This is a genomic window from Modestobacter lacusdianchii (assembly GCF_054177765.1).
Map to the genome: position 1 here is coordinate 40,910 of NZ_JBJJTJ010000020.1, position 19,434 is coordinate 60,343.

17 protein-coding genes and 4 tRNA genes are annotated in these 19,434 nt (G+C 72.5%); 2 read left to right on the plus strand and 19 right to left on the minus strand.

The window, feature by feature from the left end; genetic code table 11:
• Nucleotides 1-74 precede the first annotated feature (74 nt).
• The 17 genes from rpoB to ACJTNH_RS14750 form a co-directional block, all read right to left on the minus strand.
• Nucleotides 75-3,584, minus strand: a complete 3,510-nt coding sequence (gene rpoB / locus ACJTNH_RS14670; protein WP_458176860.1) for a DNA-directed RNA polymerase subunit beta — start codon at nucleotides 3,582-3,584, stop codon at nucleotides 75-77.
• Nucleotides 3,585-4,136: 552 nt separating this feature from the next.
• Nucleotides 4,137-4,526 carry a 50S ribosomal protein L7/L12 gene (rplL, locus tag ACJTNH_RS14675; RefSeq protein WP_166754911.1) on the minus strand — a complete coding sequence of 130 codons (390 nt, stop codon included), beginning with the start codon at nucleotides 4,524-4,526 and terminating at the stop codon, nucleotides 4,137-4,139.
• A 17-nt stretch (nucleotides 4,527-4,543) separates the two neighbouring features.
• Nucleotides 4,544-5,146: a 50S ribosomal protein L10 gene (gene rplJ, locus ACJTNH_RS14680; RefSeq protein WP_458176862.1), complete on the minus strand. Its 603-nt coding sequence runs from the start codon at nucleotides 5,144-5,146 to the stop codon at nucleotides 4,544-4,546.
• A gap of 457 nt (nucleotides 5,147-5,603) precedes the next feature.
• Entirely contained in the window at nucleotides 5,604-6,323 is a 720-nt protein-coding gene (gene rplA, locus ACJTNH_RS14685; RefSeq protein WP_458176864.1) for a 50S ribosomal protein L1, read from the minus strand.
• Nucleotides 6,324-6,450: 127 nt separating this feature from the next.
• Complete coding sequence (gene rplK, locus ACJTNH_RS14690; protein ID WP_222194254.1) at nucleotides 6,451-6,879, minus strand: 50S ribosomal protein L11; 429 nt, start codon at nucleotides 6,877-6,879, stop codon at nucleotides 6,451-6,453.
• Between the two features lie 88 nt (nucleotides 6,880-6,967).
• The gene (gene nusG / locus ACJTNH_RS14695; protein WP_458176866.1) at nucleotides 6,968-7,864 is read right to left on the minus strand and encodes a transcription termination/antitermination protein NusG; all 897 of its coding nucleotides are present in this window, start codon (nucleotides 7,862-7,864) and stop codon (nucleotides 6,968-6,970) included.
• 43 nt (nucleotides 7,865-7,907) lie between these two features.
• Nucleotides 7,908-8,384, minus strand: coding sequence for a preprotein translocase subunit SecE (gene secE / locus ACJTNH_RS14700; protein ID WP_458176868.1), 477 nt, complete (start codon nucleotides 8,382-8,384; stop codon nucleotides 7,908-7,910).
• Between the two features lie 84 nt (nucleotides 8,385-8,468).
• Nucleotides 8,469-8,544: transfer RNA gene (locus ACJTNH_RS14705), tRNA-Trp, on the minus strand.
• Nucleotides 8,545-8,740: 196 nt separating this feature from the next.
• Nucleotides 8,741-10,171: a M1 family aminopeptidase gene (locus ACJTNH_RS14710; protein WP_458176870.1), complete on the minus strand. Its 1,431-nt coding sequence runs from the start codon at nucleotides 10,169-10,171 to the stop codon at nucleotides 8,741-8,743.
• A 10-nt stretch (nucleotides 10,172-10,181) separates the two neighbouring features.
• Complete coding sequence (locus ACJTNH_RS14715; RefSeq protein WP_458176872.1) at nucleotides 10,182-10,604, minus strand: MaoC family dehydratase; 423 nt, start codon at nucleotides 10,602-10,604, stop codon at nucleotides 10,182-10,184.
• Nucleotides 10,601-11,047, minus strand: coding sequence for an FAS1-like dehydratase domain-containing protein (locus ACJTNH_RS14720; protein ID WP_458176874.1), 447 nt, complete (start codon nucleotides 11,045-11,047; stop codon nucleotides 10,601-10,603). The genes ACJTNH_RS14715 and ACJTNH_RS14720 overlap by 4 nt, the downstream gene beginning before the upstream one ends.
• Before the next feature lie 44 nt (nucleotides 11,048-11,091).
• Complete coding sequence (gene rpmG / locus ACJTNH_RS14725; protein ID WP_014742879.1) at nucleotides 11,092-11,256, minus strand: 50S ribosomal protein L33; 165 nt, start codon at nucleotides 11,254-11,256, stop codon at nucleotides 11,092-11,094.
• 126 nt (nucleotides 11,257-11,382) lie between these two features.
• Nucleotides 11,383-11,456: transfer RNA gene (locus tag ACJTNH_RS14730), tRNA-Met, on the minus strand.
• A gap of 49 nt (nucleotides 11,457-11,505) precedes the next feature.
• Nucleotides 11,506-11,578, minus strand: a tRNA-Thr gene (locus ACJTNH_RS14735).
• A 101-nt stretch (nucleotides 11,579-11,679) separates the two neighbouring features.
• Nucleotides 11,680-14,229 carry a putative bifunctional diguanylate cyclase/phosphodiesterase gene (locus ACJTNH_RS14740; protein WP_458176876.1) on the minus strand — a complete coding sequence of 850 codons (2,550 nt, stop codon included), beginning with the start codon at nucleotides 14,227-14,229 and terminating at the stop codon, nucleotides 11,680-11,682.
• A 381-nt stretch (nucleotides 14,230-14,610) separates the two neighbouring features.
• Complete coding sequence (locus ACJTNH_RS14745; protein WP_458176878.1) at nucleotides 14,611-16,656, minus strand: hypothetical protein; 2,046 nt, start codon at nucleotides 16,654-16,656, stop codon at nucleotides 14,611-14,613.
• Nucleotides 16,653-16,934: a hypothetical protein gene (locus ACJTNH_RS14750; protein WP_458176880.1), complete on the minus strand. Its 282-nt coding sequence runs from the start codon at nucleotides 16,932-16,934 to the stop codon at nucleotides 16,653-16,655. Before ACJTNH_RS14750 ends, ACJTNH_RS14745 begins: the two co-directional genes overlap by 4 nt.
• Before the next feature lie 162 nt (nucleotides 16,935-17,096).
• Between ACJTNH_RS14750 and ACJTNH_RS14755 the strand changes: the two genes are divergently transcribed.
• The gene (locus ACJTNH_RS14755) at nucleotides 17,097-17,537 is read left to right on the plus strand and encodes a pilus assembly protein TadG-related protein (RefSeq protein WP_458176882.1); all 441 of its coding nucleotides are present in this window, start codon (nucleotides 17,097-17,099) and stop codon (nucleotides 17,535-17,537) included.
• Nucleotides 17,538-17,603: 66 nt separating this feature from the next.
• On the opposite strand, the gene ACJTNH_RS14760 is transcribed toward ACJTNH_RS14755, so the two are convergent.
• Nucleotides 17,604-17,685, minus strand: a tRNA-Tyr gene (locus ACJTNH_RS14760).
• Between the two features lie 89 nt (nucleotides 17,686-17,774).
• On the opposite strand from ACJTNH_RS14760, the gene ACJTNH_RS14765 reads away from it, so the two are divergent.
• Entirely contained in the window at nucleotides 17,775-18,266 is a 492-nt protein-coding gene (locus ACJTNH_RS14765) for a YajQ family cyclic di-GMP-binding protein (RefSeq protein WP_458176884.1), read from the plus strand.
• A 30-nt stretch (nucleotides 18,267-18,296) separates the two neighbouring features.
• Here ACJTNH_RS14765 and ACJTNH_RS14770 read toward each other — a convergent pair whose 3' ends face one another.
• Complete coding sequence (locus ACJTNH_RS14770) at nucleotides 18,297-19,415, minus strand: tyrosine-type recombinase/integrase (protein ID WP_458176886.1); 1,119 nt, start codon at nucleotides 19,413-19,415, stop codon at nucleotides 18,297-18,299.
• Between the last annotated feature and the right edge of the window lie 19 nt (nucleotides 19,416-19,434).

The window sequence follows — 19,434 nt, forward strand, 5'->3', positions numbered from 1 at the left end:
GCTAGTTCTTCACTTCTCTTCAAAGGGTGTGGTGGCCGGCCGGCCCTGACTGGTCAGGGCCGGCCGGCGGCCGATCAGACGTCTTCGACGGACGACGGCTCGCGGCGGCTCAGGTCGATGCCCAGCTCCTCCGCGGCCCGGAAGACCTCGTCATCGGTGTCCCGCAGCTCGATCGCCTGCCCGTCACCGGAGAGGACCTCCACGTTCAGGCACAGCGACTGGAGCTCCTTGAGCAACACCTTGAACGACTCGGGGATGCCCGGCTCGGGGATGTTCTCGCCCTTGACGATCGCCTCGTACACCTTGACGCGGCCGAGGATGTCGTCGGACTTGATGGTGAGCAGCTCCTGCAGCGCGTAGGCCGCGCCGTAGGCCTGCATCGCCCAGCACTCCATCTCGCCGAAACGCTGGCCACCGAACTGCGCCTTACCACCCAGCGGCTGCTGCGTGATCATCGAGTACGGGCCGGTCGAACGGGCGTGGATCTTGTCGTCGACCAGGTGCAGCAGCTTCAGGATGTAGACGTAGCCCACGGCGATCGGCTCGGGGAAGGGCTCCCCGGAGCGGCCGTCGAACAGCCGCGCCTTGCCGGTCTCCTTGACCATCCGCTGACCGTCGCGGTTCGGCGTCGTCGAGCCGAGCAGGCCGATGAGCTCGTCCTCCTTGGCACCGTCGAACACCGGCGTGGCGGTGCGGGTGCCGGGAGCCGCCTGGCGGGCGGCGCCGGGGAGCTTCGCGGCCCACTCCGGCGTGCCCTCGACCTGCCAGCCCTGCTTGGCGATCCACCCGAGGTGCATCTCCAGCACCTGGCCGACGTTCATCCGGCCGGGCACGCCCAGCGGGTTGAGCACGATGTCGACCGGCGTGCCGTCCTCGAGGAACGGCATGTCCTCCTGCGGGAGGATCTTGGAGATGACGCCCTTGTTGCCGTGGCGGCCGGCCAGCTTGTCGCCGTCGCTGATCTTGCGCATCTGGGCCACGTAGACCCGGATGAGCTCGTTCACGCCGGCGGGCAGCTCGTCGCCGTCCTCGCGGGAGAAGACCCGGACGCCGATGACCTTGCCGGACTCACCGTGCTTGACCTTGAGGCTGGTGTCGCGGACCTCGCGGGCCTTCTCACCGAAGATCGCCCGGAGCAGCCGCTCCTCGGGGGTCAGCTCGGTCTCGCCCTTGGGCGTGACCTTGCCGACGAGGATGTCGCCGGGGACGACCTCGGCACCGATCCGGATGATCCCGCGCTCGTCGAGGTCGGCGAGGACCTCCTCGGAGACGTTGGGGATGTCCCGGGTGATCTCCTCGGCGCCCAGCTTGGTGTCGCGGGCGTCGACCTCGAACTCCTCGATGTGGATCGAGGACAGGACGTCGTCCTGCACGAGGCGCTGCGACAGGATGATCGCGTCCTCGTAGTTGTGGCCCTCCCAGGGCATGAAGGCGACGAGCAGGTTCTTGCCCAGCGCCATCTCGCCCTCGTCGGTGCACGGACCGTCGGCGACGACCTGACCGACCTCGACCCGCTGGCCCTCCTGGACCACCGGGCGCTGGTTGATCGAGGTGCCCTGGTTCGAGCGCTGGAACTTCAGCAGCCGGTAGGTCTGCCGGGTGCCGTCGTCGGCCATCACGGTGACGTAGTCGGCGGTGGAGTCCTCGACCACACCGGCCTTCTCGGCCACCACGACGTCGCCGGCGTCCACGGCGGCACGCAGCTCCATGCCGGTGCCGACCAGCGGCGCCTCGCTGCGGAGCAGCGGGACGGCCTGACGCTGCATGTTCGCGCCCATCAGGGCGCGGTTGGCGTCGTCGTGCTCGAGGAACGGGATCATCGCCGTCGCGACCGAGGTCATCTGCCGCGGCGAGACGTCCATGTAGTCGACGTTCTCGGGAGCGAGGTAGTCGACCTCACCACCCTTGGTGCGGACCAGGACCCGCTCCTCGGCGAGGCGGCCCTGCGCGTCCAGCGGCGAGTTGGCCTGGGCGACGACGAAGCGGTCCTCCTCGTCGGCGGTCAGGTAGTCGATCTGGTCGGTGACGGTGCCGTTCTCGACCTTGCGGTACGGCGTCTCGATGAAGCCGAAGGGGTTCACCCGGCCGAAGGAGGACAGCGAGCCGATCAGGCCGATGTTCGGGCCTTCCGGGGTCTCGATCGGGCACATCCGGCCGTAGTGGCTCGGGTGCACGTCGCGGACCTCCATGCCGGCGCGCTCACGGGACAGACCACCCGGGCCCAGCGCCGACAGGCGGCGCTTGTGGGTCAGGCCCGCGAGCGGGTTGGTCTGGTCCATGAACTGCGAGAGCTGGCTGGTACCGAAGAACTCCTTGATGGAGGCCACGACCGGCCGGATGTTGATCAGGGTCTGCGGCGTGATCGCCTCGACGTCCTGGGTGGTCATCCGCTCCCGGACCACGCGCTCCATGCGGGAGAGGCCGACCCGGATCTGGTTCTGGATCAGCTCGCCCACGGTGCGCAGCCGGCGGTTGCCGAAGTGGTCGATGTCGTCGACGCCGTGGTCGGGCTCGCCGGCGTGCAGACGCACGACGTACTCGATGGTGGCGACGATGTCGTCCTCGGTCAGCGTCGAGGTGCCCTGCGGCACGTCCACGCCGAGCTTCTTGTTGACCTTGTAGCGGCCGACCTTGGCCAGGTCGTAGCGCTTGGGGTTGAAGAAGAGGTTCTCCAGCAGCGCCTGGGCCGACTCACGCGTCGGCGGCTCGCCCGGACGCAGCTTGCGGTAGATGTCCAGCAGCGCCTCGTCCTGGCCGGCGATGTGGTCCTTCTCCAGGGTGGCCAGCATGGTGGGCGACCACTGGAAGTGCTCGCGGATGCGGTCCTCGGTCCAGCCGAGGGCCTTGAGCAGGACGCTGACCGGCTGGCGGCGCTTGCGGTCGATCCGGACGCCGACGGTGTCGCGCTTGTCGACGTCGAACTCCAGCCAGGCACCGCGGCTGGGGATCACCTTGGCGCTGTAGACGTCCTTGTCCGACGTCTTGTCCAGGGCCTTGTCGAAGTAGACGCCCGGCGAGCGGACCAGCTGGGAGACGACGACGCGCTCGGTCCCGTTGATGACGAACGTGCCCTTGCTCGTCATGACCGGGAAGTCGCCCATGAACACCGTCTGGCTCTTGATCTCGCCGGTGGTGTTGTTCATGAACTCGGCGGTGACGAACAGCGGCGCCGCGTAGGTCATGTCCTTGTCCTTGCACTCCTCGAGGGACGCCTTGACGTCCTCGAAGCGCGGGTTGGAGAAGGACAGTGACATCGAGCCGCTGAAGTCCTCGATCGGGGAGATCTCCTCGAGGATCTCCGCCAGACCGCCCACTGCGTCGGCCTGCTCCTCGGGGGCGAGGGTGGCCTTCCAGGCGGGGCTGCCGACCAGCCAGTCGAAGGACGCGGTCTGCAGGGCGAGCAGATCCGGCACCTCGAGGGGCTCGTGGATCTTCGCGAAGGAGACGCGCAGCGGGGCGCCGGGGATCTTCTGGTGGTCGGTGCCGCCGGTGCGGGGACCGGCCTGGACGTCGACCGGGGTGGTCTGGGTGGTGCCGGACTCGGTGGTGCCGGGGGTGATGCTGGTGGGGCGAGAGCCTGCCAAGATGCGTCCTTCCAAGGACCTCACGACGTGCGGGCGGTGGGGTGCAGATCGTCCTGGGTCGTCGTCGGTTTCGGCGAGGCTGACCGCGGATGCCGACCTCGTCGGTACGGTCAACACGGGGTCACCCGGAGCCGTTCCCGGGCACCCCTGGTGACCCGTGTCAACGGGCTGGCAGTCAGAGGGCAGCGCAACAGGAGACCCTACCCCTGCTGCGCGCCGGTGTCCACGTCGGGTGGTGGTCACGACGGGTGACCCACCCTCGAGGGGTGGCCGGCGCCCACCCGGCCCACGGGGCGCGGCCCTGGCGGGCCCGGTGCCGTGGGATCTGGGGCGGGTGCCGTGGATCAGGGGCGGGACGGGGTGGGTGCACCGCCGATGATGCCAGCGCGGCGGCCCGGCGGCAGCAGCCACGCCGCGCCCTGGGGATGAACGCCGGCCGGCGGTTCCCCGACCGGGACGTGCGACAGGGGCCGACCCACCGGAGTGGATCGGCCCCTGTCGTTCGTGCGGGGTGGTGCTACCCGACGGCCGCGAGGGCCGCCGGGCGGGGGGTCACTTGACGGTGACGGTGGCGCCGGCGCCCTCGAGAGCGGCCTTGGCCTTCTCGGCGGCGTCCTTGGCGACCTTCTCCAGGACCGGCTTCGGCGCGTTGTCGACCAGGTCCTTGGCCTCCTTGAGGCCGAGCGAGGTCAGGCCGCGCACCTCCTTGATGACCTGGATCTTCTTGTCACCGGCGGACTCGAGGACGACGTCGAACTCGTCCTGCTCGGCGGCGGCCTCGGGGGCAGCGCCACCACCGGCGGGGCCGGCGGCCGCGACGGCGACGGGGGCAGCGGCGGTGACCTCGAAGGTCTCCTCGAACTGCTTCACGAAGTCCGACAGCTCCAGGAGGGTCATCTCCTTGAAGGCGTCGAGCAGCTCGTCGGTGGAAAGCTTGGCCATGGTGTCTCCTTGGTGGGTCAGGCGTCGCTGGCCGCGGTGTCCGCGGCAGCGTCGGTGGTCTCGGGGGTGGTGTCAGCAGCAGCTGCGTCGGCGGCAGGAGCACCCTCGGCGGGCTTCTTCTCCTTGAGCGCCTCGGCCAGGCGGGCGACCTGCGACAGCGGGGCCTGGAACAGCCCGGCGGCCTTGGTCAGGTTGCCCTTCATCGCGCCGGCCAGCTTGGCCAGCAGGACCTCGCGCGGCTCGACGTCGGCGAGGCGGGTGACCTCGGAGGCGTCGACCGTGCGGCCGTCGACCACGCCACCCTTGACGACGAGCGACGGGTTGGCCCGCGCGAAGTCGCGGATGGCCTTGGCGGCCTCGACCGGGTCACCTTCGATGAAGGCGATCGCGGTGGGGCCGTTCAGCAGCGGGCCCAGGTCGGAGAAACCGACCGAGTCCGCCGCCCGCTTCGTCAGGGTGTTCTTGACGACGGCATAGCTGCTGCCCGCACCGAGGGAACGACGCAGCTCGGTCAGCTGCGCCACGGTCAGCCCGCGGTACTCGGTGAGCACGGCCGCGCTGGATGCCTGGAAACGCTCGGTGATCTCCTGGATCGCGGCGTCCTTGGCCTGCGTGGGCATGGGCCTCCTCTCGCTGTCGGGCGACCACCGGCCGGTGCGCGCTCGCACACGATCGGGGCCCGGAGACGAGGAACGCCCCGGCGCGAGGCGCACGGGGCGAGGAGGGCCGAGGCTCCAGGTCGGGTGACCTGCGCTCCGGCGCGTTCGTCGAACCGTCCACCTGCGCGGGCCGTCCGGAGGTCCGGACCTTCGATCGCACGCGGACGTGCGACGACCAAGCGGTCATGGGGGGAACAGCGGCAAGAGTACGTCATGGCGTGGCCTGCGCGCCAACCGCCTGGGTCACACCTGCCGACCGGGCGCTGCCGTCACGACCTCCCGGACCGGGTCACCGCGGTCACGGGGGTCACCGGAACCCGAGGACGACGAACGGCGCCGCTCCCCGGGGAGTGAGCGGCGCCGTCACGGCCTCGTCCTGCGGCTCACCCGGCGAGGGTGAGGAGGACGGGAGCCTCCGTCAGGCGGAGGGCTCGTCGACCAGCAGGTTGCGGGTGCGGTTCGGGTCGACCTGGATGCCGGGGCCCATCGTCGTGGAGACGGTGACCTTCTTGACGTACCGGCCCTTGGCCGCGGACGGCTTGGCGCGGAGCACCTCGTCGAGGGCGGCGGCGTAGTTCTCCACCAGCTTGGCCTCGTCGAAGGAGGTCTTGCCGATCACCAGGTGCAGGTTGGCCTGCTTGTCGACGCGGAAGTTGATCTTCCCGCCCTTGATGTCGTTGACGGCCTTGGTGACGTCGGGGGTCACGGTGCCGGTCTTCGGGTTCGGCATCAGGCCACGGGGGCCGAGGATCCGGGCGATGCGGCCGACCTTGGCCATCTGGTCGGGGGTCGCGATCGCGGCGTCGAAGTCCAGGAAGCCGCCCTGGATCTGCTCGATCAGGTCGTCGGAGCCGACCACGTCAGCGCCGGCGGCCTCGGCCTCGGCGGCCTTGTCGCCGGTCGCGAAGACGATCACGCGGGCGGTCTTGCCGGTGCCGTGCGGCAGGTTGACCGTGCCGCGGACCATCTGGTCGGCCTTGCGCGGGTCGACGCCGAGCCGGATCGCGACCTCGACGGTCGCGTCGTACTTGGTGGTCGAGGTCTGCTTCGCCAGACCGGCCGCCTGCAGCGGGCTGTACAGCGTGTCCGCGTCGACCAGCTCGGCGGCCTTGCGGTAGTTCTTGCCGTGCTTCGCCATGGTGGTTCTCCTTCCCCCCGGGACGGGGGTCGCGTGGTGCGCGGGCCTGGCTGGGCCCTCCCACGAGTGCTGGCCGGGTCCGCACGGACCCGGGTGGTGCGATGCCGCCGTCAGCTGGCGGCCTGCGTCACTTGACCGTGATGCCCATCGACCGGGCGGTGCCGGCGATGATCTTCTCGGCCTGGTCGATGTCGTTGGCGTTCAGGTCGGCCATCTTGGTCTGCGCGATCTCGCGGACCTGGTCACGGGTGACCGTGGCGACCTTGGTCTTGTGCGGCTCGCCCGACCCCTTCTCGACCCCGGCGGCCTTGAGCAGCATGCGCGCTGCCGGCGGCGTCTTGGTGACGAAGGTGAACGACCGGTCCTCGTAGACCGAGATCTCGACCGGGATGACGTTGCCGCGCTGGGCCTCCGTCGCGGCGTTGTACGCCTTGCAGAACTCCATGATGTTCACGCCGTGCTGACCGAGGGCGGGGCCCACGGGCGGCGCGGGGGTGGCCGCACCGGCGTTGATCTGGAGCTTGATGACCGCGGTCAACCGCTTCCTGGGGGGCATGACTTCCTTCTTTGGTGACGGGATGGAACGGCCCCGTCGCAGGGCCCCGACACGATGGTACGGGCGTCGGGGAGCGCCGGGGCCTCGATCAGATCTTGGAGACCTGGGTGAACGACAGCTCGACCGGGGTCTCGCGGCCGAAGATGGAGACGAGCACCTGGAGCTTCTGCTGCTCGGGGTTGATCTCGTTGATGGTCGCCGGCAGCGTCGCGAACGGGCCGTCCATGACCGTGACCGACTCGCCGACCTCGAACTCGACCACGGGCGCCGGGCCGGCCACCGGGGTCGCCTCGGCGGCGACGGCCGGCTTGGCCGTGGTCGCCGGCACGAGCAGGTTGACGACCTCGTCGATGCTCAGCGGCGAGGGCTTGGAGGTGGCGCCGACGAACCCGGTGACGCCGGGGGTGTTGCGGACCGCACCCCAGGACTCGTCGTTGAGGTCCATCCGGACGAGCAGGTACCCGGGCAGCTTCTTGCGGTTGACCTGGGTCCGCTTGCCGTTCTTGATCTCGGTGACCTCCTCGGTGGGCACCTCGATCTGGAAGATGTAGTCCTCCATGTCCAGCGAGGTGATCCGCGACTCGAGGTTGGTCTTCACCTTGTTCTCGTAGCCGGCGTAGGAGTGGATCACGTACCAGTCGCCGAACTGGTTGCGCAGCGTCTTGCGCAGGGCCTGGGCCGGGTCCTCGTCCTCCTCGTCGGCGGACTCGAGCGCCTCGGTCACGAGCGGGTCGTGGTCGGGGGCCGGCTCGGGCAGCGGGTCGCCGGCCAGCGTGCCCGGCTCGCCGGACTCGACCTCGGGGACGACGTCGGCGACCCCGGTGTCGGTGTCCTGGTCGGCGGTGTCGGTCGACCCCTCGGCGGACCCGGTCTCGCCGGCACCCGTCTCGAGGTCGGCGCTGCCGCGCACGTCCGCTCGTGCGTCGTCGAGGTCGGTGCCCTCGACCGCGCTGTCGGTCTCGAAGGGCTCGCGGGGGTCCGTCACAGGGTCTCTTCCTTCTCGGGTGGCGTGCAGTCGCGGGGGCGGGTCAGCCGAAGACGGCGAGCACGCCCTGGGCGAAGAGGATGTCCAGGCCGGCGACGATGGCCACCATCACGGCCACGAAGACGATCACCACGGTCGTGTAGGTGATGAGCTCCTTGCGCCCGGGCCAGATGACCTTGCGGAGCTCGGCCACGACCTCGCGGAGGAACCGGCCGATGCTGCGCTTGCGGCGCAGTTCGGCGGCGCGGGCGCGCTCGGCCTCCGCGCGGGTGCGGGTGCCCTCACCCGTGCGGCCGGACTCCGCCGGACGACCGGCCGGGCGGGCACCGCGGGCGCGGCGGCGGGTCGGGGCGGCGACCACCTTGTCCTCGTCGTCCTGAGCGTCCTCGGCGACCTCGGCCTCGGCTGCCTCGAGCTCGCCCGCGTCGTCGACGCCCGGGGTCTCGGCGTCGATCTGCTCGGCGTCGAGTCGCTCGGAGTCGAGCTGCTCGCCGTTCGGCTCGCCGTCCTTCTCGCTCACAGCGCCTCGCTCACTTCGGTCGGCTCGGTCGGGTCCACCTGGGCCGGCTGGGCCGGGTGGGTGACGACGGGCTGTCGTCGGTCGTGGCAGGGGTGACAGGACTTGAACCTGCAGCCTGCGGTTTTGGAGACCGCTGCTCTGCCAATTGAGCTACACCCCTAGGGGACGCCCGGACCCGCCCGACGGCATGGCCCCGTCCTGCGACGCACCCTCGAGAGGGGCCTCCGGGGCACGCCGGTGGCGGGGCCCTTCAGGCTCCAGGACGACGAGTGTACGGGACCGCCGGGGCGGCCAGCCAACGCCCGCCCCGGCAGGCCCGCCGGGACTCCCCCACCCGGGGTGGGACCGCCCTCCGGTCACCGCGGCAGGTCCGCCGGGTCGAGGGCCCCGGCGGCTGCCAGCACGGCCAGCGCCGCAGGGAGGTCGGCCAGCGCCGCGGCCACGTCCGCGGGGGTGGCGATCTGCCAGGCCGTGGCGTCGACGTAGCAGCGCAGGGCGGCGTCGAAGGCATCGGCGCCCGCTGCCTCCCGGGCGGTCAGCAGCATCGCCGCACCCTTGACGTAGACGGCCTGCACGTAGCTGCGGTCGTCGGCGTGCTCGGCCATCGATGCCCCGACGTCCCCCTCCTGACCGAGCGCCCGGGTCACCCGTCCGGCAGGCGGTTCCGCGGTCACGGACTCCGCGTAGCCGGCGAACGCCTCGTCCAGCCACGGGTCGCGGAACTGCGAGTCGCCGACCATCCCGTAGAACCACATGTGGGCCACCTCGTGCACCAGCACGACGTCCTGGTCGCTGGCCATCAGCACCGACGACGGGTACTCGATCCCGCCGCCGAGGTCCGGCAGCCACGGCACGGTCAGCGTGGCGTAGGGGAACGGCCCGAACCGGTCGGCCAGCAGTTCGATGGCCTCCCCGGTGGCCCGCGCCAGCCGCGCGGGGTCCTTTCCAGAGCCCGGCAGGACACCGGTGGTGACCCGGACGCCCGCCACCTCGGTCTCCGCGGTGCGGAAGGCGCCGACCGCCACGCTGACGTCCCGCGCCACCGGCTCGTGCGACCGCCACGTGCGGCGGCCCGCCCGCGCCCGGGTGGGCTCCTCCTGGTCGCCGGTCATCAGCACGGTCAGCCCGGCCGGGGCGTCCACGGTGATCGTGGTGTCGCTGACCGGGCTGGTCGCGGTCTCCCCCAGCACGGCCACGAAGGGGTCCCGGGCCAAGCCGACGCCCGGCTCCCAGGCGAGCAGCGGTGCTCCGCTGCCGAACCAGGTGACGTCCTGCGCGGTACCGACCCGCTCGAAGCCGGCCCCGCCCAGCTGGAGCGTGAAGTCCAGCGCCACCTCGGTCGACTCCCCGGCGACCAGGGGGTCGTCCAGGGCGACCACGTACAGCCCACCGGGAGCGGCGGCCTGCGCGCTCTCGTAGCCGCCGTCGTCCACGTCCGCGCCACGCACCTGGTCGACCGTGAGCCGGTTGCCCAGCGCGGCGGCGTCCGGGGCGTTCGGGACCAGCCGGAAGACCAGCTCGTCGGTCGGCAGGTCGGCGGTGAAGCGCACGGTCTCGGTGCCGGTCACCGTGCGACGGTCGTCGGAGAGCGAGAACGCCAGCTCGACCACCGGGCGTGCGGGATCGGGCTCGGCCCGCTCCACCGGGCAGTTCCCGACCCCGGTCGGCGCCGCAGTCGGCTCGGCCGACGGCTCACCCGGGGAGGTGCAGCCGGAGACCAGCAGTGCGACCGCGACCGCGGCCGCGAGGGCCGTGGTCCGCCCGGCCGCTCCCGGCGGCGTGCTCACCGGGACCGGCTCAGCCGAGGGCGACCACGGCGCGGGCGAGCGACAGCACCTTCTCGCCCCCGCTGGTGACGGTGAGGTCGACCCGCACCCGGCCGTCCTCGAGCAGGGCGGCCACCCGGCCGCGGACGGTCAGCTCGGCGCCGGCGTCGTCGTCGGGCACGACCACCGGCCGGCTGAAGCGCACGTGGTAGTCGACGACGGCGCCGGGGTCACCGGCCCAGCTGGTGACCGCGCGGGCGGCGAGGCCGGCGGTGAGCATGCCGTGGGCGATCACGTCGGGGAGCCCGACGTCGCGAGCGACCCGCTCGTTCCAGTGGATGACGTTGAAGTCGCCTGAGGCGCCGGCGTAGCGGACCAGGTCGGCGCGGGTCACCCGGGAGGTCTGCTCGGGCAGCTCCGTGCCGACCTGGACGTCGACCGGGCGCCCGCTCACGCCGTGCCCCGCGCGACGAGCATCGAACGGGTGGTGCAGACCGGCTCGCCGTCCTCGGTGGCCAGGTCGACCCGTGTGGTGAGCATGTCGTTGCCGGCGACGGTCTTGACCGCGTCGATCGTGGCGGTGGCCACCAGCCGGTCACCGACCCGGATCGGGCGGTGGTGGGTGAAGCGCTGCTCGCCGTGCACCACCCGGCCGTAGTCGATGCCCACGTCGGGGTCGTCCACGACGACGTTGCCCGCGCCCAGGCTCAGCACGATGGCGAAGGTGGGGGGCGCGATCACGTCCGGGTGCCCGGCCGCGCGCGCTGCGGCGGGGTCGCGGTACACCGGGTCGGGGTCACCCAGCGCCGTGGCGAACTCGGCGATCTTCTCCCGACCGACCTCGTAGACGGCAGAGGGCGGGTAGCTGCGCCCGACCAGTCCTGCGTCCAGCGCCATGCTCCCGCCCTCTCAGCCGGCTGATGTTGCGGCGACCGCTGCGGTCAGCGCGTCTCGCGGTGGACCGTGTGCTTGCGGTCGGTGGGGCAGTACTTCTTCAGCTCGATCCGGTCGGGGTCGTTCCGCCGGTTCTTGCGGGTGATGTAGTTGCGGTTCTTGCACTCCTGGCACGCCAGGGTGATCTTCGGACGGACGTCAGTGGCTGCCATGAGCGCATCCTCGCCTTGTCGGGTGTGGAACGACCGGTGGTCGAGAGGTCCTCGACATCGGGTGGTGCCCGTGTGCGGCAGGAGCCGGACACGACGACGGACCCCGCGAGCGGGGTCCGTCTGGAGTAGCGGTGACCGGACTTGAACCGGTGACACAGCGATTATGAGCCGCTTGCTCTACCAGGCTGAGCTACACCGCCGGGTGACCGCCCGGCCCGGTCTCGCGACTGGACCGGTGGTCGTCGTACGAGCCCCTTTACGGAATCGAACCGTAGACCTTCTCCTTACCATGGAGACGCTCTGCCGACTGAGCTAAAGGGGCCTGCTCCGAGGAGCCGTGGAGAACTGTACCTGATGCCCTCGGCCGCTCCGCAGGGGGTCTGCCGTGCGCCGGCCCGCGGCGGGAGCAGGGCTGGTCCTCCCTCAGGTCCGGACGAACAACCGGCGGTGGGTGGCGCCCGGCGCCGGGGCCCGGACACCGGTCCGGGCGAGCAACCAGCCCTCCAGGCGGTCGTCCGGCAGCGGCCGGCTGACCAGGAAGCCCTGGAGCTTGTCGCAGCCCATCTGGGCCAGCAGGTCGCGGGTGACCTCGTCCTCGACGCCCTCGGCCACCACCCGGAGCCCGAGGTTGTGGGCCAGCTCCACGATGGAGCGGGCGATGAACGACTCGTTCTGACTGGTCGACATGCCCAGCACGAAGGACTTGTCGATCTTCAGCTCGTCGATCGGCAGGAGCCGCAGCTGGGACAGCGACGAGTAGCCGGTGCCGAAGTCGTCCATCGACAGCCGCAGCCCGAGGGCGTGCAGGTCGGCCAGGACGGTGCTGTTGCGCACCGTGTCGTCGACGACGCTGCCCTCGGTCAGCTCCAGGGTGAGCAGCTCGCCCGGCACCCCGTGCCGGCGCAGCGCCGACCGCACCCGGTCCACCAGGTCCGGCTGCACCAGGCAGCGCGCGGAGAGGTTGACCGCCACCGACAGCGCGATGTCCTGGTCCAGCCAGCGGCGGCAGCGGTCCAGCGCCTTGTCCAGCACGTGGTCGGTGAGCGGCCCGATCCGGCCGATCTGCTCGGCGAGGCTGATGAAGTCGTCGGGCGGGATCTCGCCGTACCGGGGGTGCGCCCAGCGCACCAGCGTCTCCACCGAGACGATGTCGGCGGTCCGCGTGTCGACGATCGGCTGGAAGACCACGGTGATCTGCCCCTCGGCCATCGCCGTCTCCAGCTCGGTGCCCAGCTGCAGCCGGCGCAGGCTCTGCTGGTCCAGCACCGGGTGGTAGGTCGCCACTCCCCCGGAGCTGTGCGCGGCCAGCAGGGCGACGTCGGCACGCTGGATGAGCGTCCCGGCCCCGGACCCGTGCACCGGCGCCGCGGCGACCCCGATGGTGAGCGACACCTCCAGGTCGAGCCCGGCGACCCGCGCCCGGGTCGAGGCGGCCTCGCGCAGCCGGCGGGCCGCGCGCTCGGTGGCCGGCAGGGGCAGCCCCGGCAGCAGGACGGCGAACTGGCCACCCTCCATCCGGGCCACCAGTGCCTGCGGGGGCGCGTGCTCGCGCAGCAGCCCGGCGGTGACCAGCAGCAGCTCGTCGCTGGCGGCATGCCCCAGGGTGTCGGTGACGTCGGTGTAGCCGTCCAGCGCGGCCAGCACGAGACCGGCCCGGGCGGTCTCCGGCTCGACGGACAGCACCGCGTCGATCTCCGCCGCCAGCCGCTGCCGGTTGGGCAGCCCGGTCAGCCGGTCGTGGTCGGCGTCATGCCGGATCTGGGCGAGCAGCTGCTGCTGGCGGATCGCGGCGTTGACGTGCGTGAGCATCGAGTCCAGCGCGCCCTGCTCGCCGGCGCCGAAGGTCATCACGTCGCTGCGCCGGTCGCAGACCTCGAGGTACCCCGGCTCCCCGGCCGCGGTCACGACGGGAGCGCCGAGGAGCTCGCGAGCACCGCGCCGACCCAGCGCGGCGAGCTCGACGGCGTCCGCCCGAGCCGCTGACAGCAGCACGGGACCGGTGGCCTCGGGAGCCAGGGCCCGCCGGCGCACCAGGTCGTCGGGGTCGCCCGGGCCGTCGTACCAGGCGAGGTCACCGTCGGCGGCATCGACCACCAGCAGCGGCCCCTCGTCGAGGTACGGCGGCAACCACAGGGCCACCCGATCGGCGTTGAGCAGCTCCCGGACCGCGCGGACGATCTCCCGGGTGCCGCTCTCGTCCGGGCTCACCAGCTCCACCCGCCGGGCGAAGTCGTACACCTGCTGGACCGTCCGACGCTCTCGCTGGGCCTGCGTCCCCTGGCGGAAGATCGCCAGGACACCGAGCACCAGCGGCACGATCAACGCCCACCCCCACGGCGTCTGCCGGGTCAGCAGGAGGGCCACCACGCCGACCACGACGCTCAGCGGAGCCACGGCCAGCGCGGGGAGCATGCCGAGCAGCAACCCCCACCCGGGGAAGCCGCCGGCCAGGGAGATGGCCAGGCAGGTGAGGAGCATCCCGACGAAGGTGGCGCCCACCAGCGCGCACGCCAGCGACAGCCAGCTCGACGGCTGACCGAGGTCCAGCGGCGGCAACCAGGACAGCACCAGCACCGCCGCGCAGACCTCGACCACCGCGAGCGAGAGGTTGAAGCCGATCTTCGGCAGCGGCAGGGACTGGCGCGTCAGGACGATGGCGACGGCGCCCACCCGGGCCGCCGCCGTCCAGACGCCGCCGACCTCGACCAGCCCGACCAGGAGAGCGACCTCCGAGGGCGAGACCGAGAAGGTCTGCCGGCGGAACTCGATGTCCAGCTGGACCGACTCGGTGAGCAGGAAGGCGGCGAACAGCGCCAGCACCGCCCACACCGGCGGGGTCGCCCAGGCGTGCGGGAGAGTCAGTGCACCGAACACGACCGCCGTCGCGCACGCGACGGCGAAGATCGTCTCCGGGCGCCGGAACAGCGCCTTCCCCCTGGTCTCGGGGGCCGGACGTGCCGAGAACTCGGCCAACGTGAGCCTGTCTGTCGGGAGGCGGTGTCGCCCGACGGTAGCAGCGACACCGGCCGTGGAGCAGCAGGCTCACTCGATGGTGCAGGGCCCCACCAGGGGGCCGCACCCACCGGGTCAGCGGCTCCAGCGCCAGCCGCGGGACCAGCGCCAGCCGCGGTCGGCGGCGGCGGGGCGGGCGGCGGTGAGCGAGGTGGTGCTGGACATGACGCCTCCAGAGGGCATGACGGGGTGTGGGGCGCGGCAGCCGCCCACGCGGGGGCAGAGCGTCGTCCGGCACAGACCGCTATGAGGAGACTGCAGGGTGTCACCCACACGAGGCAACCATTGACACGCCGGAGGGAACGGTTTTCGCCGTGTCGCTACTTTGCGTGACCTCCATCGTCACCGACGCGGAACGGTGCGTGGGCGCTGCCGGTCTTCTCGTTCCTGGATCGGCAGGTCGTCGACCCAGTCGAGCGGCCCCGGGACCGGCGGGGAGACCGTCCCGAGGGTGTGCAGCGCCGCGGTGAACCCGCCTCGGGCACCGGAGCCCACCGAGACGCCGTCGACTCCCCCGCCCAGCGTCTGGACCGCCCAGCGCTCCGCGTCGACCGCCGTGCGCACCCGCCCGAGGTCCGGGCCGAGGTCCACCTCGCCGTCGGCGTCCAGCAGTGTGGCGACGCCGTCCAGGACGGCCCCCACCACCTCCTCCGCCCGGCCGCGGGCCAACGCCGTGGCGGGCAGCTCCACCCCGATCGACCAGATCATCTGGACGTCCACCGCCCGGCTCTGGGCCCGGCTGAACTCCAGCGCGTACCCGAGCCGCTGCGCGTGCTCCTGCACCGCGACGTGGCCGCCGGCGACCGCGGGGGCCGCCGCCCCGGCCGCGCCGCCGGCGAGCGCCGCCGCCAGGGCGGTCGTGACCACCTCGTCCCGCGCCACGTCGGTGAGCAGGTGCGCGAGGCCGCGCAGTGCGGTGTCCGCCTCCGGCGACAGCGCACCGGACACCCCGCTCGACGCCCGCGCCAGCAAGGGGACGACGACGTCCGGCTGGTCGGCCACGAGAGCTGCCAGGGGCGCGCCCACCACGGCCAGCACCTCGGGGTCGACGAGCACCCTGGCCGGAGAGCCCGGCGCCAGCCCCTCCCCCAGTGCGACGAGGCCGGCCTCCGCGACCTGACCGGCGGTGGGCGCCCCGGCCGCCAGGCGCACCGTCGCCGCCAGATCGGCCCCGCCGTCCGGCCAGGAGCGGGAGATCAGCGTCGACCAGGAGCGGGCGGTGCCCAGCAGACGCGCCGCCGCTGCCGGGTCTGCCCCACCGACCACCACCCGCAGCACGCTGACCAGCGGGTCGGGCAGCGTGGCCGTCGTTCGGGCCGTGACCCCGGCGCCCAGCGCCGCCTCCCGGTCGAGCAGCTGGCGGCCCCAGCCGGCCGCGAGCCCTGCAGTGGCGGGCGCTCCGCGGCGGGCCACCACGCCAGCGAGGACCAGCCCCATGCCGACCCCCAGCACGTCGACCGCGCCGTCCGGGTCGTCGCGGTCCAGGCGGACCGTGGCCAGCACCTCCGCGCCCCGCCCACCGGCGGACGTCGCCGTGGCCACGGCCGTGGCCAGCAGCCCGGTCAGCGCGTCGTCCTCGGCGCCGGTCGCCCGGGTGCCCAGCACGGTCAGCAGCCAACCGACCCCGTCGGCGCCGAGCCGGCCCAGCAGCTCGTCGACGAAGGCCGGTGTCTCCGCGTACCCCGCCCAGCGCCCGGCGACGGCGTGCAGCTCCGCTGCGGTGAGCCGGCCGGACAGCTCCCCGGCCGCCTGACCGCCCAGGTCGGCCAGCGCACCCTCTCCCCAGCCGGGCAGCCGGCCGGCCAGCCGGGCCGTCAGCCGGGCGTCGCCGCCCGGCCGGACGTCGCCGCCCAGCGGGCCGAGCGCGGCGGCCAGCACCCGCGCTGCGTCCGCGGCGTCCTCCGCGAGTGCGGCGAGCAGGGCCCGGTGCTCGGCGGCCCGGGCGTCGTCGGCCGTCGCCACCGCGCCGGCCAGCGCCCGGGCAGCGGGCTCGCCCGGTCCCGGGCTGCCGTGCTCCAGCGCCGGGCCGACCAGCACCGCGATCCGCACCGCGGCGTCGGCGACGTCGGCCCGCTGCTGCTCGCGCAGCACCGCCACCCGGGCCACCACCCGCTGCCAGACCTCCCGGTGCTCGCCCAGCCGAGACCAGGCGGAGACCAGCGCGCCGTGCAGCTCGCCGGCGACGGCGGTCGCCGCGGCCACCTCGGCAGCCGCCGCAGCCGCGTCAGCCCCCTGCCAGCCCGGGACCACCGCCGCCGCCCCCAGCAGGTGGACCGTCAGGCCGGCCGTGTAGCCGGCCGAGGCGAGCTGACCGACCAGGTCGTCGAGGGCAGCGAGGGAGCCGGGCGGGTCGGGCAGCGGGACCGGCGGTGCGAGCAGCCCGTTCACCGCGGCACGCCCGTGGCCGCCACGGTTTCCAGCGACCCGTCCAGCCGCTGCCAGGAGTCAGCCGCGGCCGCGACGACCTCGCCGAGCCAGGACAGCTCACCGGCCAGGCAGCGCCCCGCGGTCTGGACGCCCTCGCCGAAGCCGGCGGTGGCCGCCCCCAGCGGGCCGCCCACCGGGGCGCCGGGCACGGCACCTGCCGTCCGCCCCGCGCGCTCCGCGGCAGCCACCAGCAGCTCGGCCAGCGCGTGCAGCTGAGCGGGGAGCACCTCGATCGCCATGCCGGCAGTCTGGGGCCCGAGCGGGGCGCGCCGGGGCGTCGTCCACAGGCCGCCTGACTCCGCGCCGCCCGGGCGAGGCCGTCGTCCACATCATCCACAGCCGCTGTCCACAGTCGGTGGACGACGCGGACGGTGCGGCGCGGCGGCCTCTAGGCTGCGCGCGTGCGACGCCAGCGACCCGGCACCCCGGACCCGGAGGCGGGGTCCACGCTGCCCTTCGTGCTGGTCTGCTGGCTGGTCGCAGCCCTGATGGCCCTCGGTGCGATCGCCGCCTCCGACGCCTTCCTGGAGCAGCAGGAGGTCCAGTCGATCTGCGACGGGGCCGCACTCGCCGCGGCCAACCAGGCCGACGAGGCCGTGGTCTACGCCCAGGGGGTCGGCGCGGAGCTGCCGCTCACCCGGGCGGCTGCCGAGGCCGCGGTGGCCGACCAGCTGGCCGACGCCGGGGTCGCCCTGGACAGCTGGTCGGCCGAGACCACCGGCGCCGAGGTGACGGTGCGCTGCACCCGGTCGGTGCCGATCGCCTTCGGCTGGCTCTTCCTGGGCGGGGAGCCGCTGGAGCGCACCGCGGTGGCCAGCGCACGCGCGCCGACCATCCCCTGAGGACGTTCGGCGCCCGGGAACGAGAGCGGCCCCCGACCGTGTGGTCGGGGGCCGCCGTACCAGGCGTGGCGGGTGAAGGATTCGAACCTTCGTAGGCTAAGCCGACGGATTTACAGTCCGCTCCCATTGGCCACTCGGGCAACCCGCCGTGGTGGTACCGGGAGAGCTTACAAGACGGGGGACAGGCTCTTGCCGGGGCACCGGCAGGCGCGTCGTCCCCGCTGAGGAGGAACCGACATGGCCGATGCGTCCTTCGACGTGGTGAGCAAGGTCGACCGGCAGGAGGTCGACAACGCCCTGAACCAGGCGGGCAAGGAGCTGTCGCAGCGGTTCGACTTCCGCGGCGTCAACGCCACCATCGCCTGGGCCGGCGAGGAGGGGGTGACCCTGCAGGCCGACACCGAGGAGCGGGTGGCCGCGGCGCTGGAGGTGTTCAAGGAGAAGCTGGTCAAGCGCGGCATCTCCATGAAGGCGATCGACGCCGACGAGCCGCAGGCCTCCGGGAAGGTCTACAAGATCTCCGCCCGGATCCAGCAGGGCATCGCCTCGGACAAGGCCAAGCAGATCGCCAAGGCCATCCGGGACGAGGGCCCCAAGGGCGTGCAGGCCCAGATCCAGGGCGACAGCCTGCGGGTCAGCGGCAAGAAGCGCGACGACCTGCAGGCGGTCCAGCAGCTGCTGAAGAGCAAGGACTTCGAGATCGCCCTGCAGTTCGACAACTACCGCTGATTCCTCACATCTCTCCTGGTCAGCGGCTTGTCAGAGTCCCTTAGTCCGCAGGGAGTCCGCAGAAGCGCCCAGCGCGGCGGCCATGAGGTCGCCCGCTGCGGCGCGCGTGCGGTCCTCCGCTGTAGGCCAAAGGTGGGAGTAGACGCCGAGCGTGATCGTCGCCGAGGAGTGCCCGAGCGCCCGCTGCACGGTCACCACATCGCATCCCGACGCGATGAGCCCGCTCGCGTAGAAGTGCCGCAGGTCATGAAGCGTGTACCCGCCCAGCCCGGCCGCCTTGCGGACCTCCCGCCACTGGTGGCCTGCCGAGTTCCGGTTCAGCGGCTGCCCGGCATTGGCGATCATCCAGTCACCCTGCTGGACTCCCGCTCGCTGCACGTGCTGGGCCAGCAGATCGACCAGCTCCGCCGGGAGGTAGACCACCCGCTCGGAGCCGAACTTGGGCGCCACGAGTTCGATCGTCGCGCGGTTCTCGCCCTGCAGCTGGCGGCGGACGGCGATGGTCCGACGCAGGAAGTCGACGTCCTCCAGCCGCAGCCCGGCCGCCTCGCCCAACCGGAGCCCGGCGAAGGCGCAGACGGCGATGAACGGCCGGAACCACGCCGGTGCGACGCTGAGCGCGCGCCCGACTTCGTCGATGGCGGGAATCATCATGGCTGCCGACGCCTTGCGCGCTCGCGGCAGCGGCACGCCAGCCGATGGGTCCGACTTGATGATCCGGTCGACGACGGCGGCCCGCATCGCCATGTGGACGTAATTGTATCGGGTCCGGATTGTGCTGGGGGCCAGCCCGGACGTACGGCTACTCGCCGGCTGGGACATGACCTTGACCCACTGCTGCACGTGAGATGGACGGATCTGGCGCATCGGCACGTCGGCGAACGTCACCGAGCCGGCCGCCTGCTGAGCGGCGAGCATCGTCCCGCGCTGCCACACCTGTCGGTCGGACCACGCCTTGAACCAGGCCCTGAAGGTGATCTTTCCAGCCCCGGGGTCGACGTAGTCGCCGGTCACTATCGCCGCGGTGACCTCATCAAGCCACCGCTGGGCGTCGATCTTCCGCTTGAAGTGGCGGGCGTGCTCCTTGCCGTTCTCGTCCCGGTACCGCGGCCGGTATGTGCCGTCAGGCCGCCTTGCGATCGACGCCACCGCTCATCGCCTCCCTGGT

Excerpts from the sequence above, each read along its gene's own strand:
- rplL (WP_166754911.1), bottom strand. The coding sequence starts at position 4,526 with ATGGCCAAGCTTTCCACCGACGAGCTGCTCGACGCCTTCAAGGAGATG.
- rplJ (WP_458176862.1), bottom strand. The coding sequence starts at position 5,146 with ATGCCCACGCAGGCCAAGGACGCCGCGATCCAGGAGATCACCGAGCGT.
- rplA (WP_458176864.1), bottom strand. The coding sequence starts at position 6,323 with ATGGCGAAGCACGGCAAGAACTACCGCAAGGCCGCCGAGCTGGTCGAC.
- rplK (WP_222194254.1), bottom strand. The coding sequence starts at position 6,879 with ATGCCCCCCAGGAAGCGGTTGACCGCGGTCATCAAGCTCCAGATCAAC.
- ACJTNH_RS14720 (WP_458176874.1), bottom strand. The coding sequence starts at position 11,047 with ATGGCGCTGGACGCAGGACTGGTCGGGCGCAGCTACCCGCCCTCTGCC.
- rpmG (WP_014742879.1), bottom strand. The coding sequence starts at position 11,256 with ATGGCAGCCACTGACGTCCGTCCGAAGATCACCCTGGCGTGCCAGGAG.
- ACJTNH_RS14750 (WP_458176880.1), bottom strand. The coding sequence starts at position 16,934 with ATGGCGATCGAGGTGCTCCCCGCTCAGCTGCACGCGCTGGCCGAGCTG.
- ACJTNH_RS14765 (WP_458176884.1), top strand. The coding sequence starts at position 17,775 with ATGGCCGATGCGTCCTTCGACGTGGTGAGCAAGGTCGACCGGCAGGAG.